General features: G+C 56.1%; 12 protein-coding genes. 5 read left to right on the plus strand and 7 right to left on the minus strand.

What is annotated here, in order from left to right; genetic code table 11:
* Positions 1 to 11 precede the first annotated feature (11 nt).
* The 7 genes from ACIRQ6_RS18550 to bchF form a co-directional block, all read right to left on the minus strand.
* The gene (locus ACIRQ6_RS18550; RefSeq protein ID WP_420863991.1) at positions 12 to 1,448 is read right to left on the minus strand and encodes a PucC family protein; all 1,437 of its coding nucleotides are present in this window, start codon (positions 1,446 to 1,448) and stop codon (positions 12 to 14) included.
* Positions 1,445 to 2,128 carry a magnesium protoporphyrin IX methyltransferase gene (gene bchM, locus ACIRQ6_RS18555; RefSeq protein ID WP_420863992.1) on the minus strand — a complete coding sequence of 228 codons (684 nt, stop codon included), beginning with the start codon at positions 2,126 to 2,128 and terminating at the stop codon, positions 1,445 to 1,447. Before bchM ends, ACIRQ6_RS18550 begins: the two co-directional genes overlap by 4 nt.
* Positions 2,128 to 3,024, minus strand: coding sequence for a ferredoxin:protochlorophyllide reductase (ATP-dependent) iron-sulfur ATP-binding protein (gene bchL / locus ACIRQ6_RS18560; protein WP_420863993.1), 897 nt, complete (start codon positions 3,022 to 3,024; stop codon positions 2,128 to 2,130). The genes bchM and bchL overlap by 1 nt, the downstream gene beginning before the upstream one ends.
* Positions 3,025 to 3,160: 136 nt before the next feature.
* Positions 3,161 to 6,703: a magnesium chelatase subunit H gene (locus tag ACIRQ6_RS18565; RefSeq protein WP_420863994.1), complete on the minus strand. Its 3,543-nt coding sequence runs from the start codon at positions 6,701 to 6,703 to the stop codon at positions 3,161 to 3,163.
* Positions 6,693 to 8,216: a ferredoxin:protochlorophyllide reductase (ATP-dependent) subunit B gene (gene bchB, locus ACIRQ6_RS18570; RefSeq protein WP_420863944.1), complete on the minus strand. Its 1,524-nt coding sequence runs from the start codon at positions 8,214 to 8,216 to the stop codon at positions 6,693 to 6,695. Before bchB ends, ACIRQ6_RS18565 begins: the two co-directional genes overlap by 11 nt.
* Positions 8,213 to 9,487, minus strand: a complete 1,275-nt coding sequence (locus tag ACIRQ6_RS18575; RefSeq protein WP_420863945.1) for a ferredoxin:protochlorophyllide reductase (ATP-dependent) subunit N — start codon at positions 9,485 to 9,487, stop codon at positions 8,213 to 8,215. Before ACIRQ6_RS18575 ends, bchB begins: the two co-directional genes overlap by 4 nt.
* The gene (bchF, locus tag ACIRQ6_RS18580; RefSeq protein ID WP_420863946.1) at positions 9,484 to 9,969 is read right to left on the minus strand and encodes a 2-vinyl bacteriochlorophyllide hydratase; all 486 of its coding nucleotides are present in this window, start codon (positions 9,967 to 9,969) and stop codon (positions 9,484 to 9,486) included. Before bchF ends, ACIRQ6_RS18575 begins: the two co-directional genes overlap by 4 nt.
* 317 nt (positions 9,970 to 10,286) lie before the next feature.
* Here bchF and ACIRQ6_RS18585 point away from each other — a divergent pair, with 317 nt between their 5' ends.
* The 5 genes from ACIRQ6_RS18585 to ACIRQ6_RS18605 all read left to right on the plus strand — a co-directional run bounded on the left by ACIRQ6_RS18585 (position 10,287) and on the right by ACIRQ6_RS18605 (position 15,984).
* Positions 10,287 to 11,087 carry a cobalamin B12-binding domain-containing protein gene (locus ACIRQ6_RS18585; RefSeq protein WP_420863947.1) on the plus strand — a complete coding sequence of 267 codons (801 nt, stop codon included), beginning with the start codon at positions 10,287 to 10,289 and terminating at the stop codon, positions 11,085 to 11,087.
* A gap of 44 nt (positions 11,088 to 11,131) precedes the next feature.
* A complete protein-coding gene (gene ppsR / locus ACIRQ6_RS18590; RefSeq protein WP_420863948.1) occupies positions 11,132 to 12,547 on the plus strand; it encodes a transcriptional regulator PpsR in 1,416 nt (471 codons plus the stop codon).
* 69 nt (positions 12,548 to 12,616) lie between these two features.
* Positions 12,617 to 13,522: a chlorophyll synthase ChlG gene (gene chlG, locus ACIRQ6_RS18595; protein WP_420863949.1), complete on the plus strand. Its 906-nt coding sequence runs from the start codon at positions 12,617 to 12,619 to the stop codon at positions 13,520 to 13,522.
* Positions 13,519 to 14,802, plus strand: a complete 1,284-nt coding sequence (locus ACIRQ6_RS18600) for a BCD family MFS transporter (RefSeq protein WP_420863950.1) — start codon at positions 13,519 to 13,521, stop codon at positions 14,800 to 14,802. The genes chlG and ACIRQ6_RS18600 overlap by 4 nt, the downstream gene beginning before the upstream one ends.
* Entirely contained in the window at positions 14,803 to 15,984 is a 1,182-nt protein-coding gene (locus ACIRQ6_RS18605; RefSeq protein WP_420863951.1) for a geranylgeranyl diphosphate reductase, read from the plus strand.

Here is a 15,984-nt window from a genome sequence, read left to right on the forward strand (position 1 = left end):
TAAAAGGGTCTTTACGTCGGGAAGTCAGCCAGCCCTAACGGACCGTCTTCCCTATTTTGATTAAGATCACTCCCGAACCGCACAAGCGGTCCCAAAGCAATCAGCGTCACGAAAATCAAAGCAATTTCCGTGTGATAGACGACCGAATAGCCAGTGGCCTTGCTGACCAATCCTTCGCCTAATGTCCCGTTTAGTGCCACGGCGTTCACTGCATCCCGCAGGGTTCCGCCAATTGCGATGGACACACCAGCAGCGGTAGCTTGTGCCGCCCCCCACGCGCCTAACGCCAAACCACGACCGGCTTTGCCCGTTGCAGGCATTGCCATCGCAGCTGTCAGAGTGGCCACTGCAAAGAGGCCACCCCCCAATCCAATGCCGCCTGATCCGATGAAGAACAAAGCGCTGGAATTCAAAGGTGCAGCGAAAATCACCGCACTAAAGGCCGCAAGACCGACAAGCAGCCCCCGCGCAGCCATTCTGTAGGGGTTCAACCCGTTCGCCAGCCATTTGGCCGACATCAGGAACCCGAATAATGCACCGCCAGCCCACATGGCCGTCAGCAGTGTTGTAGCAGATACGGACAGGCCAAGGATCTCGCCGCCATAAGGCTCAAGCAACACGTCTTGCATGTTGAACGCCATGGTTCCCATAAACACGACCACGATCAAACGACCTGCTTGGCCGCCTTGGGCAAAATCGCGCCACGCATCGCGGAAACTGGGGCGTGGTTCGGCCCGCTCTGCTTTGGTCATGGGTGCCATCTTTTCCTGTTTCCAAATGGCCACAATATTCAGAATGATCCCAACCACAGCGGCCCCTTGGATCACTTGGACCAGTTTCAGCTCGTTAAAGTCGCGCAGCAGCAACCCAATGATCACGGCACTGATCCCCATGCCCACAAGGAACATGACATACAGCAGGGACACGACCCGCGGGCGCGTCTCGTCCGAGGCACGATCACTGGCCAGCGCCAAGCCTGCGGTTTGCGTCATGTGCAGGCCAAGACCTGTCATCAAAAAGGCGAGGGCTGCCAATACTTCACCGGCCCATTCCGGGCCGATCTTGCCGCGATCCGCAAGGACGAGCAGGGCAAAAGGCATGATGGCAAGGCCACCAAACTGCCAAAGACTGCCAAACCAGAGATAGGGCACGCGTTTCCAGCCAATGGCGGATTTGTAAGTGTCTGATCGGAACCCCAGCAGGGCACGAAACGGGGCAATCAGAACTGGCAGTGCAATCATGCAAGCCACGATCATCGCGGACAGGCTGAGTTCCACGATCATCACGCGGTTCAGCGTACCCAATAGCAAAACAGAGGCCATCCCAACGGACACTTGAAACAGGCTCAGCCGCAACAATTGCTTGGCTGGCAGGCCTTCCGATGCGGCATCCGCAAAGGGCAGCAAATTCATGCTGAACTGTGTCAGGGGATGGCGCTTGTCGCTCATGGGCGCAGTTCCATCGCTTGGGAAATGTAGAAACCTGAATTAACCCGCTCGACCACGCGCAAACCGCCTTTGACGCCTGCATCGCGCGTGGCTTGGGCCAGTCGTTCCGCGGTGTGTGGGATCATCACAGGCGAGCGGTCGCTGCGCGGGAACAGTTTGCCAATGCCAAAGAAGGTCATCAAAAACGCTGTGCGCGGGGCCACGGTAAAGGTGATGTTTTCGCGCACACGTGGCGCCAGTTTGGCCAAGGCCGCACCAATATCCGATGCGCTGTAGTAGATCAGGCTGTCCATGGCGAGCACGTGATCAAAAGCGCCATGGGCATTGTTGAGCATATCGCCTGCATGGAAACTGACCTGCTTGTGAAACTCACGGGGCAAGCGTTGCTTGGCAATATCGATGAGCGAGGGCGAGATATCCACAGCAACCACATCAGCTCCGCGTTTGGCCAATTCAATCGTCATCTGGCCCGCGCCGCAACCGGCATCCAAAACCCGCGCGCCTGTCAGATCATCAGGCAAAGTGCCCAACATCACATCGCGCATTTGATCCCGGCCGGCCCGCACCGTCGCACGCACCTTCGACACAGGCGCGTCGGATGTAAGACGCTCCCATGTTTGGGTGGCGGTCGTGTCGAAATAAGTCTCAACACGGTCTAAGGTGCGGGAATAGTCCGGCATCAATCAAACCCAAGCAATTCAAAGATTTCACGATCCGGCAGCGGGGCAGGGGCCAAAGGCTCGGTCCCGTTCCACAGGGTCTCCGCCAAGCGGATGTATTCCTTGCGCACATCGACCACGTCTTGGTCATCGGGCATCTCGAACAAAGTCTTCTTCTTGAGGCGCGAGCGACGAATGGCATCCAGATCAGGCATATGGGCGATCCGGTTAAAACCAACCGTCTTGCAATAGCGGTCCACCTCGTCCGTCTCTTTCGACCGGTTCGCCACACAGCCCGCAAGGCGCACTTTGTAGTTGGCAGATTTGGCCTGAACCGCGGCAATAATCCGGTTCATCGCATAAATGCTGTCGAAATCATTGGCCGTGACGATCAACGCGCGATCTGCATGCTGCAAGGGGGCTGCAAAACCACCGCAAACGACATCCCCAAGCACGTCGAATATCACAACGTCGGTTTCTTCCAGCAAATGGTGCTGCTTGAGCAGTTTCACGGTCTGACCAACAACGTAGCCGCCGCACCCGGTGCCCGCAGGGGGACCACCGGCCTCAACGCATTTCACACCATTGTAGCCTTCAAAGACAAAGTCCTCAGGGCGCAATTCTTCGGAATGGAAATCCACATCCTTCAGGATATCAATCACTGTGGGCACCAACGACCCTGTCAGCGTAAAGGTGCTGTCATGCTTGGGATCACAACCGATCTGCAAAACCCGCTTGCCCAGCTTGGAAAACGCCGCCGACAGATTAGACGAGGTTGTCGATTTGCCGATCCCACCTTTGCCGTAAACCGAAAACACCTTCGCGCCTTCAATCTTCATGGCATCATCCTGATGCACCTGAACCGATCCTTCGCCATCTTGACCGCGCAGTTGGGGAATTTCATCACGTGGGCTCATCACAAGCCTCCTTTCAATAGGGCACCAAGCCCCATGTTTCTTTTTTCGATAAATACTCTGGGGGGAGACACGCAGTGTCGGGGGGCAACGCCCCCAGCCCGCTCGCAGCATGCGCTGCAAAAATTCATTTTTGCATTCATTCCGCTGCAATCCCTTCCAAACGATCTTCCAAAGCGTCCGCGGCATCCTGCAGCGCGTCCAATGTCTCCGCATCGGGCTGCCAATAGTTGCGATCACTGGCTTCCAACAGCCGGTTCGCCATCCGCATCGAGGCCTGCGGGTTCAACGCGGCCAAACGCTCGCGCATGTCTTCATCCAACACAAATGTCTCAGACAGGCGCTGATAAACCCATGGCTCCACTTGCCCTGTGGTGGCCGACCAGCCCATGGTGTTTGTCACTTGCGCCTCGATATTACGCACACCTTCCTGGCCATGCTCCAACATCGCTTCAAACCATTTTGGGTTCAGCGATCTCGACCGCGTCTCCAACGCCACTTGATCCTTCAATGTGCGCACTTGCGCAGATCCGCGTGTTTGGTCACCGATAAACACCTTGGTTTCGACCCCGCCATTGGCGCGTTTCACAGCGCGGGCAATACCGCCGAGTGTATCAAAGTAATGATCGACTGTGGTCACACCCAACTCGACACTCTCAAGGTTCTGATAGGCCAAGTCGACCTCTTTCAAAGTCGCCTGCAGCAAGTCCGCCTTGGCCGAAGATTTACCGTTCATCCCGTAGGCAAACCCTTTACGGGCCTGATAGGCATCGGCCAATTCGTCCTCGTCTCCAAAGGCTGAACTGTCGACCATGACGTTGACGTTCGATCCATAAGCGCCTTCGGCGTTCGAGAACACGCGCAGCGCGGCTTCTTCCATGTCAACGCCGGTTTCAGCCGCATAAGACAGCGCATGGGCGCGGATGTAATTCATGTCTGCAGGCTCGTCGGCCACGGCGCATTTGTAGGCGGCTTCTGCCAACATTTGGGTCTGCAACGGCAGCAAATCGCGGAAAATTCCCGAAAGGGTCATCACCACATCAATGCGCGGGCGACCCAATTCGGCCAGTGGCACCAAATCGGCACCGGACAGACGCCCATAGTCATCAAAACGTGGTTTTGCACCCATCAAAGCCAGCGCTTGGGCAATAGGCCCGCCATCGGACTTAATGTTGTCGCTGCCCCACAGGACCAAAGCGACTGTGCGCGGCATCACCTCTTGGCTGTCTAGCAACACTTGCGCCAATTTCGCGCCGTCTTGCATCGCAAAGGCCGTGGGCATGCGGAAAGGATCAAAGGCATGGATGTTCCGACCCGCTGGCAACACATCTGCAGACCGGATCAGGTCACCACCGGCCACAGGTTCTACAAAATGTCCGCCCAAGGCGCGCATCAAACCGGTTAACTCGTGATCACCTGCCAGCAAAGCATCGACCTTTTCCAAAGCCTCAGGCGATTGATCAGCCATCAACGCCAGATAATCGGCCCGTGCCGTATCAGACAAAGGACGCCCCATCACATGGAGGCCCTCGGGGATCAGCGCGTCTTCGGTTTCTAGCAATTTAACCCAAAGCTGATCCACAGAGTGACCCGCCATATCCACGGCCGCAGCTTGATCGAGGATCAGGGCCTCCAACTCGGTCCGCTCGCTCGCATCAGGGCGCAGTGCACGGTAGCGGCCAAGGCTGTCTTTTAGCTCGGACAGACCTTTATAAAGCCCACTTTGCGATAAAGGCGGTGTGATATGGGTCACGGTCACAGCATTGGCGCGACGTTTTGCCAACGACGCCTCGGACGGGTTATTGCTGGCATAAAGATAGACGTTGGGCACATCGCCCATCAGCCGATCGGGCCAGTCCTTCTCGCCCAATCCTGTTTGACGACCGGGCATAAATTCCAGCGCGCCGTGCATGCCAAAATGCAGCAAAACGTCGGCCTTGAGTGTGTTTTTCATCCACAGATAGAAAGTGGTAAAGGCATGCGTAGGCGCAAAGCCCTTTTCAAACAGCAACCGCATCGGGTCGCCTTCATAACCAAAGGTAGGCTGCACGCCGACGGTCACGTTACCAAATTGCGCGCCTAAAACAAACACGCCGCGCCCGTCTGCCATAATGCGACCGGGGGCAGGGCCCCAAACGCTTTCGATCTCGGACAACCAAGGGGTATTGGCGACGATGTCCTCTGCACTGACATGGGCCATGACGTTGGCTTCTTGGCCAAACTGGGCCGCATTGCCTTGCATGATCGCCTTGCGCAAATCCTCGACCGAGGCAGGCACGTCCACATCATAGCCTTCAGTTTTCAGGCGAGTTAGGGTCGAAAAGAGGCTCTCGAACACGCTTAAATACGCCGCCGTGCCAATGGCACCTGCATTGGGTGGAAAGCCATAAAGAACGATACCAACTTTGCGATCTGCCACAGTGGATCGACGCAAATTGGCCAAATTCGCGGTTTTGGTGACCAGCTTTTCGATCCGCTCGGGGCAGGGGGCCATGGCTTTGATCTGGCTGGTGTTTTGGCAGTTCAACGCACAGCCAGTGCAGCCTTCCAAGCCATGACGACCCGCAAAGACTGTTGGGTTCGTCGCACCATCAATCTCGGGCAATGCGATCAGCATTGTGGTCTCAACAGGGCCAAGACCCTGACCACTGACACCCCATTGACCAAGGGTTTGGAATTCCAACGGATGGGCTGCCACATAGGGCACATCCAGATTGCGCAACACCTCAACAGCCCCGTCACTATCATTGTAAGCGGGCCCACCGACCAGTGAAAATCCAGTGAGCGAGACCAGCGCGTCAACACCGCCAAAATATTGTTCAATGGCAGGACGACCGTCCAAACCACCGGCAAAACCGGCGATAACGCGGATGCCACGGGCCTCAAACGCGCGGATCACATGGTTATAATGGGCCACGTCATCGGACAGGATATAGCTGCGCAACATCAAGATACCGACTGTTGTGGTCGCGTCTGATTTTGGCAGGTCAGCCAGATCGGTAGTGATGTGATGATCCGGTAAATCAGGGTGATATAGACCCACTTCTGGGTAAACGATCGGCGCTGCGGCCTCGACGGCGTTCCATGCAGGGTTTGTCGAATAGCGCGCCACCAAAAAGCGGATCATCTGTTCGACGTTGTCGTCCGAGCCACCCAGCCAGTATTCCATGGTCAGGAAATAGGCGCGCAAATCCTGCGCCTTGCCGGGGATATACTTCAAAATCTTTGGCAGACGGCGCAGCATTTTCATCTGGCTTTCGCCGGATTTGGCTTTCTTCGTGTCTGGTTTCAGCTTTTTGAGGTATTTCATCGCCCCCGAAGTAGGCTTGCTGAGGTCCACGTCGCCCATTTTGGTCAAACGGGTGATTGCACCATCGGCAATGACGTTGACCATAGCATCGCAATGATCACGACGGGCGCGCAACGCAGGTTCAATCGCTTGTACGTGTTCCTCAAGGAACAAAATGTTGGTCACAACAATATCTGCATGGGCGATGGCGTCTTTCGCCTCGTCCAACGTGCCGGGGGTTTCGGCCCATTCGGCGGCGGCATGCACGGACACATGAAGCCCCGGAAAATCATCCAGCAAACGCGGCAAAACGCGATGCGCCGGACCCGCCGCATGGCTGTCCAGCGTGATGATCGCCACGCGATATCCTATATGATCGCTGCTATCGCGCAAAATGGGCCTTTGCTTCGTACAGCGTATCAACGCTTATTTGGTTCACACCCTTTTCAGTGGCGAATTTTTCGGTGTTGCGGCGGGCCTTGCCGCGCACAAAGAACGGGATTTTCTTCAATTCACGCTCGGCATCGTCCAGCCAGATGACGTTTCCATCATCCAAAGGTGCAGGCGTGTTTTCGACAACCAATTCGGGCTTGGGCGAATGACCACCGTGGTGGCTAGGCCCTGCGGCGTCGTGGAATTCGAAATCATCGCGGAACATATGCAAAAGATGCTCTTCCAGACCCATGACCAGTGGATGGATCCATGTATCAAAGATCACATTCGCGCCTTCAAAGCCCACTTGTGGCGAATAGCGCGCAGGGAAATCCTGAACATGAACAGGAGCCGAGATCACAGCGCAAGGAATGCCCAAACGTTTGCCGATATGACGTTCCATCTGGGTGCCGAGGATCATTTCGGGCTGAATTTCTTCGATGGCTTGCTCGACCTCGAGGTAATCATCGGTGATCAGAGCGGAGACACCGATTTCCTTGCCTAACGCGCGAATATCGCGGGCAAATTCGCGGTTGAAACAGCCCAGCCCGGCCACTTCAAAACCCATTTCTTCGCGGGCGATGCGCACGGCGGCTTTGACGTGAGTACCGTCACCAAAGATAAAGACGCGTTTGCCTGTCAGATAAGTACTGTCAACGGACCGTGACCACCACGGCATGCGCAACCGGCTTTCATCGGCTTTCAGATCGCGACCGATGATTTGGCCGACTTCAGCCACAAAATCACGGGTCGCACCAACGCCGATGGGCACGATTTTGGTGTAGGGTTGCTTGTGCTCGCGCTCGAACCAACGGGCTGCGGCCTCGCCTGTTTCGGGGTATAGCAGCACGTTAAAGTGAGCAGCCCCCATACGCGCGATGTCGCTGGGTGAAGCTGTCATTGGGGCCACGACATTCACGTCGATGCCAAGGTCAGACAACATGCCTGTCAGTTCTTCGATATCGTCGCGGTGGCGGAAGCCGAGGGCGGTTGGCCCAAGGATATTGCACGATACACGTTTGGTGCGCTCTGCCGGTTTGGCCAGAGCCTTACAGATTTGATAGAACGTCTCGTCCGCGCCAAAGTTTTCCTTGCGGCTGTAGCTGGGCAATTCCAACGGGATGATCGGGATCGGCATGCCCATGGTTTCGGCAAGGCCTGCGGGATCATCTTGGATCAGTTCCGCGGTGCAAGACGAGCCTACGATCATCGCTTCGGGTTCAAAACGGTCATAGGCATCTTGGCAGGTCGACTTGAAGAGCAGCGCAGTGTCCGAGCCTAAATCGCGGGCTTGGAATGTTGTATAGGTCACCGGCGGGCGATGGTTGCGACGTTCGATCATGGTGAACAGCAAATCGGCGTATGTGTCACCTTGCGGGGCGTGCAAAACAAAGTGCAAGCCGGTCATGCCAGTGGCGACGCGCATGGCGCCCACATGGGGTGGGCCTTCATATGTCCAGACGGTCAGTTTCATAGGGACAACACCCCTTTGCGGCGCACAGGGCGGCTAAAGAGACCGGCCAGATCGCCGGCCTGTTCGTAGAAATGCACAGGGGTGAAGACCAATTCGATGGCCCATTTCGTGGACAGGCCTTCGGCCTCTAGAGGGTTGGCAAGTCCTAGACCGCAGACGGTCAGATCAGGACGGGCGGCACGGCAACGGTCCAATTGCAGGTCCACGTCTTGGCCTTCGGAAATAACCGGGCCTTCTGCCAAAAGGTCCAGATCGGGGCCAACCAAATCTTTGTGTATATATGGTGCGCCCACTTCGATGGCCTCCATCCCACATTCGCGGGTCAGGAAGCGGGCCAGAGGAATTTCCAACTGGCTGTCGGGGAAGAAGAAGATCGATTTGCCGTTCAGATCAGCCGCAGCGGCAGCAATTGCCTTGCGCGCACGGGCGCGTGGGGCGGCAGTGACACGCTCGAATGTCTCTTGATCGACGCCAAACTCAGCGGCGACAGCGGCTAGCCATGCAGTGGTGCCTTCATCGCCAAAGGGGAAGGGGGCCGGAATGTGACGGGCGCCGCGACGCTCAAGCGCTGCATGAGTGTCGCCAAGGAACGGCTGGGTCAGGGCAAAGACAGTGTTTTCGCCAACAGCCAACTCGTCGTCGGCCCGGTGGGCGGGCAAAACGCGGATTGGGCCGATGCCCATGTCGCCCAGCAATTGTAACGCTTGGTCCTCGACCACATCGGGCAAGGCGCCAACCAGCAGCAACTCGCGGGCATCTGTTTCAGGCAATACCGGCACCATGGAGGCAAGGCACGCGTCCTCGCCTTGGGTAAATGTGGTTTCGATTCCCGATCCGGAATAATTCAGCACGCGGACTTTTGGGGCGTATTGCACAGTCATACGCTCGGCCGCGCGGGCCAAATCCAGCTTAATCACCTCGGAAGGGCAGGATCCCACCAAGAAAAGTTGTCGAATGTCAGGTCTACGTGACAGAAGGCGGGCCACTTCGCGGTCCAACTCCTCATGGGCGTCCGCCAGACCGGCCAAATCCTTCTCTTCGAGAATCGCTGTGCCAAAACGTGGTTCGGCAAAAATCATGACACCCGCCGCACTTTGCAGCAAATGGGCACAAGTCCGGCTGCCCACCACCAAAAAGAATGCATCCTGCATCTTGCGGTGCAGCCAGATGATCCCTGTGAGGCCACAAAAAACCTCGCGCTGACCACGTTCCTTTAGAACCGGTGTGTCGCGGCACCCGCGGGCGGGTTGAATGGGTGTTTGATCGGTCATGCGGGGACCCCTTGCAGACGGGCCATGCGCAGTTTCCACAGGAACTGACCAGCGTTGATTACATAGGCGGCATAAGCTGCCAAAGCGAGGAGCATCAGCTGGACCGGACCCAAGGATCCAGTGAGCAAAGCCCATATATATAAGGTATGCAGAGCGATCACAGCAAAGCTGAACACGTCTTCCCAAAAGAACGCAGGGGCAAAAAGGTACTGCCCAAACACAACCTTTTCCCAGATCGCGCCAGTGATCATTATGAGGTACAAAAATCCGGTTTTGATCAGGATTGATACCGTGGCGATTTCATAGCCTGCGCCTGTGAAAAGATAGCGCAAAACCAGCCCTAGCGAGACCACGAAAACCAGAAATTGCAACGGCGCCAAAACCCCTTGGACAGTGGTCCAAATCGTAGTGTCGCGACGAACGCGTTCCTCGGGCGTATAGAGAAAAACGGCCCTTGGCTGGGGGTGATGTGACGTATTCAAAACCTGCTCCCTGACGAACGGTATACAAAGAAACTGACTTGGATTCCCAAAAGTGTCAATTAAAACTTACACTCTTTAGGTTGACACTTGGGCTAAAAATGAATTGGCCAGATGCGCCCTGTTATGGGTCAAATGCTCCGTATTTCATGGAGAAGTGGGGGCTGATGTGTATAGGTTTGCCCCTATGTGGTGGGACAACTGTCAATTCACTTTGACATATAGGGGCGGACCTGAGACACTCTACCCAGTGTATGGTGTTGGTCGTGTCAATTTAGACCTGCCAGGCCCCGCACGCCGCTTTAAATGGAACTGTACCAATGACGGACGGACCTAAAACAGCGCGCTCTCCTGCCTTCGGGTTTGATCCGCAAAAAGTAGATGCACTTGCCACTGGCGTGCTATCTATTGTTGCCTCTCAAAAGACGGCCAACATGGCGGCTCCCTCGCAGGAGCTGGTGGATATGCTGTGCACTGCGGTAAAAGAATTTGATCCGGATGCGCAGCAACGCGCCCTCGATCACATGTTGTCAGCAGGTGTGACCCCTGCGGCGATGATCGACGACTATATCCCGTTGGCGGCCCATCAGTTGGGCACAGAATGGTGTGAGGACAGCGTCAGCTTTGCAGATGTCACCATTGGCACGGCCCGCCTTCAGGCCATGCTGCGTGAACTGTCGAATGATTTCTATGCAGATCTGGCGGCGGACCCAACTGCGCCAAATGTGCTGTTGGTTGTGCTCAGCGATGAATACCACACGCTGGGGGCTATGGTGGCCTCGAACCAATTGCGCCGGCAGGGTGTTTCGGTTCGCTTGAAACTCGGGCAGAGCAAGCACGACGTTGCCCAAGAATTGCGCGAACGCGACTATGATTTGTTCATGATTTCCGCATCTTGCGGAGAAAACCTTGAATTGGTCCGGGATATCGTAAAAACTGCAAGACAAGCGATGAATAACGCAGCGCCCATTGCTTTGGGTGGCTCGATTGTTCAACTCAAAGCAAACCTTAGGGCACTGACGGGGGCCGACGTTGTTACGACCGATACTAAAGAAGCCTTGCGACTATGCGCACTGAAAGTCCAAACGCGCGGCGGCGCATCCCTCCAGAGCAGCAGGTAAATACCCATGCGGACCAGTCACCATCAAAGCTGGCAGGGTCAGGCATGAGTTCGCGCGGGACACGGTACTGGAACAGTGGCGCGATCCCTTTGATTGCGCCGGACGTTTTGGGAAACATTATCTCGTCGGCGTCCGATCTGGCGGTTGTCATCACTGACGAGGGCCAAATCCTTTCGGTGCTGATCAATCCTGATCACCGGTCTTTTGGGCGGCTGGAACATTGGGAAGGCGGCAATGTTCGCGACTTCCTGACGATTGAAAGTGTCGAAAAACTGGATCGCCGTCTTGAGGCGTTTCACGCAAGTCAACCCACTGGCCCATCCATCGAATTGAACCACACCGATAACAGCATCGAATTCCCTATTCGCTATACCTTCCACCGAATCGGACCGGATGGTGCTGTTTTGATGTTAGGTCGGGATTTGCGTCCAATCGCAGAAATGCAGCAGCAATTGGTCAAGGCTCAAGCCGCACTTGAGCGCGATTACGAGATGCAGCGCGAGTTTGACACGCGGTTCCGCGTTTTGATGGAAACCACATCAGAGCCGATCATTTTTGTCGCAATGTCCAGCGGTCGGATCACAGACATTAACAAAGCTGCTGCAAATTTGCTGGGTGGCACCCGTGGCGATCTTGTCGGATCTGCGATTGCGCAGGAATTTGATGGACGTCGCCGGGGCGAGTTCATGGAAAGCCTGACCAACATCGCTGTGTCTGACACAAAAATCCCGCTGCAATTGCAGGCGCGGCGGTCCAAGCGCCAATTAAAAGTCCTTCCAACCGCCTTCAGGGCAGCGGGCGAGCGGCTACTTTTGTGCCGTCTGGATCTAGCCGAAGAAGGCGCCGTGGTTGCTGATGAGATGTCGATGCATCTGTTGGGGTTCTATGAACACGGTGCGGATGCGATTGTCTTTACCAATGCAAGCGGCACAATTCTGTCGGCCAATGACAGTTTCCTCAATATGCTGGACGCCGCCAACGTGGCCTCGGTCAAGGGTAAGCCCTTGGGCGATTTTCTGGCGCGCGGTGCCGTAGATAGCAAGGTGTTGATAGAAAACGCCAGCCGTACAGGTCAGATGCGCATGTACGCGACCAAGTTGATTGGCACCTATGACAGCCAAACCTCTGTAGAGATTTCTGCGACTTATCTCGAAGACCAAGCCCATCCCGCCTTTGCCTTTTCCATTCGCGATGCCAGCCGTGTTGAGGCCGTGCGCGTTCCGGGCGTCGGCGTGAGTGATGATGCTGTAAGGTCAGTGATGGAGTTGGTGGGCAGCGCTGCATTAAAGGATATCGTCGCCGAAACCACAGATGTCGTCGAAAAGATGTGCATCGAGACTGCTGTAGAATTGACCAGCAACAATCGCGTTGCAGCGGCCGAGATGTTGGGGCTGTCACGGCAATCGCTTTATGTGAAATTGCGTAAATACGGACTTTTGGTGAAAGACCCAGACGCCTAAGTCAAACGGGCAGTGTAAACCGGTAGTTTACACTTGCTGAATCGCTTTATGTCAATGTAACCTGACAGTATGACTGTCAGTTCTGATATACATCCACGGGTGTGGCCCGAACCGCGTGCTATGCTGCGGTTGATCAAGCCGATCACATGGTTTCCGCCCATGTGGGCCTATTTGTGCGGTGTTGTCTCGTCCGGTGCGTCCCCAAGTGGGCAATGGATTTTCGTCATTGTTGGTGTGATCCTCGCGGGCCCCGTTGTGTGCGGCATGTCGCAAGCAGCCAATGATTGGTGTGATCGCCATGTAGACGCCATCAATGAACCTGACCGACCTATTCCTTCAGGACGTATCCCCGGACGTTGGGGCCTTTGGATCGCGCTTGCGATGTCAGTTTTGTCCCTCGCTTTGGGTTGGACCCTTGGGCCTTGGGGATTTGGCGCGACTATTGTCGGTGTTCTGGCCGCATGGGCCTATTCAGCGGAACCGGTTCGAATGAAACGTTCGGGATGGTGGGGGCCGGGCCTTGTTGGTCTTTGCTACGAAGGCTTGCCGTGGTTTACCGGCGCTGCTGTGCTGAGTGCCGGTGCGCCATCAATGCAGATCGTTGTGATTGCCGCCCTTTACGCCATCGGGGCCCATGGCATCATGACCCTTAATGATTTCAAAGCCCTAGAGGGTGACCGCCAGATGGGTGTGAATTCCTTGCCTGTCACATTGGGCCCGGAACGCGCGGCTCTGGTGGCCTGTTGGGTGATGGCGCTGCCACAAGTGGTTGTTATTATTTTGCTCACGCTTTGGGACAAACCTATGCACGCTCTTGCCATCATCGGCGTTCTGGTGGCCCAGCTTTGGGCCATGCGCGTCCTGTTGACCGATCCAAAGGGCCGCGCCCCGTGGTATAACGGAACCGGCGTCACGCTTTATGTGTCTGGCATGATGATTGCGGCCTTTGCGCTGCGCGGATTGGGGGCGCTATGACGCTGGGATGGCTTTCGATTGTTCGGCTTGGCCTGATCCAAATGGCGCTTGGGGCGATTGTGGTTTTGACAACATCGACCCTGAACCGCCTGATGGTCGTCGAACTGGCATTGCCAGCTGTTTTGCCCGGTCTGCTGGTGGCATTGCATTACGGCATTCAGATCACGCGACCCAAATGGGGCTTTAAAAGTGATACAGGGGGCAATCGCACCCGCTGGATTATCGGCGGTATTATAGTCCTCGCCTTTGGGGGATTTGGCGCAGCCTTGGGCGTGGTTTTGCTGCAAACTCAATTCTGGGCCGGTATGGCCTTGTCGGTTCTGGCCTATGCGCTGATCGGGCTGGGTGTTGGGGCCTCTGGCACATCTTTGCTTGCCCTTTTGGCCACAACAACAGCACCGCATCGTCGTGCGGCAGCGGCCACGATCACTTGGCTGATGATGATTTTCGGGATTGCCATGACAGCCGGTGTGGTCGGATCGCTGTTGGATCCGTATTCTGCACAGCGTTTGCTGACAATCGTCGCGATTGTTTGCGCCGCGGCTGTGGTGATGAGTACATTGGCTGTTCTCGGCATCGAACGCGGATTGACCGTGCAACCACAACCGGCTGCTGTGCCATTTCGTGAAGGCCTGCACCAAGTTTGGTCCGAAACCAAAGCCCGCAATTTCACGATCTTTGTGTTCTTGTCCATGACCGCCTATTTCATGCAAGAACTGATCCTCGAGCCTTACGCAGGCCTCGTCTTCAACTTTACACCGGGCCAATCCACAGCCCTGAGCGGCGCGCAAAATGGCGGCGTCTTTTTGGGGATGCTCACTGTCGGCATTGCGGCCACGGGGTTCAAAATCGGATCCCTGCGCCATTGGGTGATTGCAGGCTGTATCGGATCAGCGGCAACACTTACCATAATCACTCTTATAGGCACTTTAGGTCCCAATGGACCCTTGACGCCAGCTGTTGTCGCTTTGGGCTTTTTCAACGGCATGTTTGCAGTGGCCGCTATCGGATCGATGATGGCCTTGGCAGGTGACGGACGCGAGGCCCGCGAGGGCACGCGCATGGGCCTGTGGGGGGCGGCGCAAGCCATCGCCGCAGGCTTTGGTGGACTGGCCGGTGCCGCCGGGGCAGATCTGTTGCGCCTTGTGTTTTCGCCAGAGAAAGCCTTTGGAACAGTGTTTTTATTTGAGGCGGGCCTTTTTTGTGCTGCTGCCTTTATGGCCATGAAAATCATGGACACTCACCGTGCATCGCCAATGCACGCAGTTGCGGGAGAATGAATGATGTATGATGTTGTTGTCGTAGGCGGTGGGCCCTCTGGTGCCACAGCTGCCGAAGATCTCGCCCGCTCGGGCCACAAAGTTGCGATGATTGACCGTGACGGTCGGATCAAACCCTGTGGCGGTGCTGTGCCGCCTCGTCTGATCGATGACTTCTTTATTCCTGACGAACAGGTTGTGGCCAAAATCAACACCGCGCGGATGATTTCGCCGACCCAACGGGCTGTGGATATCCCGATCGAGAACGGCTTTGTCGGCATGGTTGATCGTGAACATTTCGACGAGTTCCTGCGCAAACGTGCGGCGTCTGCCGGGGCCCATCGTCATACGGGCACCTTCCTGCGGATCGAGCGCGACGGCGACGGCACACATGTGGTCTACCGCGACAAGATCAGCCGCAACGAGATGCGCATGACCACGAAACTGGTGATCGGTGCAGATGGTGCGCGCTCGGATGTGGGCCGTGCCGAAGTTCCCGGCGGCGACAAGATCCCTTATGTGATCGCATATCACGAGATCATCAAAGCCCCCGCGCCCACAGAGCATTATGATCCTATGCGCTGTGACGTGATTTATGATGGCGCGATTTCACCCGATTTCTATGGCTGGGTTTTCCCCCATGGCCATTCCGCCAGTGTTGGCATGGGCACAGGCATCGACGGTGTAGACCTGAAAAAAGCCACGGCGGATCTGCGCGCAGCCTCAGGTTTGGCCGAGTGCGAAACAATCCGCAAAGAAGGGGCGCCTATCCCACTGAAACCCTTGGATAAATGGGACAACGGGGTTGATGTGGTGCTGGCCGGTGATGCGGCAGGCGTTGTAGCCCCCTCCTCTGGTGAAGGAATTTACTATGCCATGGTCGGTGGGCGCGTGGCGGCGACGGCGGCCTCTGCTTGCCTTGCCTCAGGTCGGGCAAAGGACCTGCAACTGGCCCGCAAACTGTTCATGAAGGAACATAAAGGCGTTTTCAAAGTGCTGGGCGCGATGCAAAACGCCTATTATCGTTCGGACGAGCGGCGCGAGCGTTTCGTCAGCCTGTGTCACGATGTCGACGTGCAAAAGCTGACATTCGAGGCCTATATGAACAAGAAATTGGTTGCCGCGCGGCCTTTGGCCCATCTAAAGATCGGGATCAAGAATGTTGCTCACCTCATGGGGATTGTGTCCCCAACACGGACTTAA

Origin of the sequence: Algirhabdus cladophorae (assembly GCF_044772865.1) — a bacterium.
Lineage (GTDB): Bacteria > Pseudomonadota > Alphaproteobacteria > Rhodobacterales > Rhodobacteraceae > Algirhabdus > Algirhabdus cladophorae.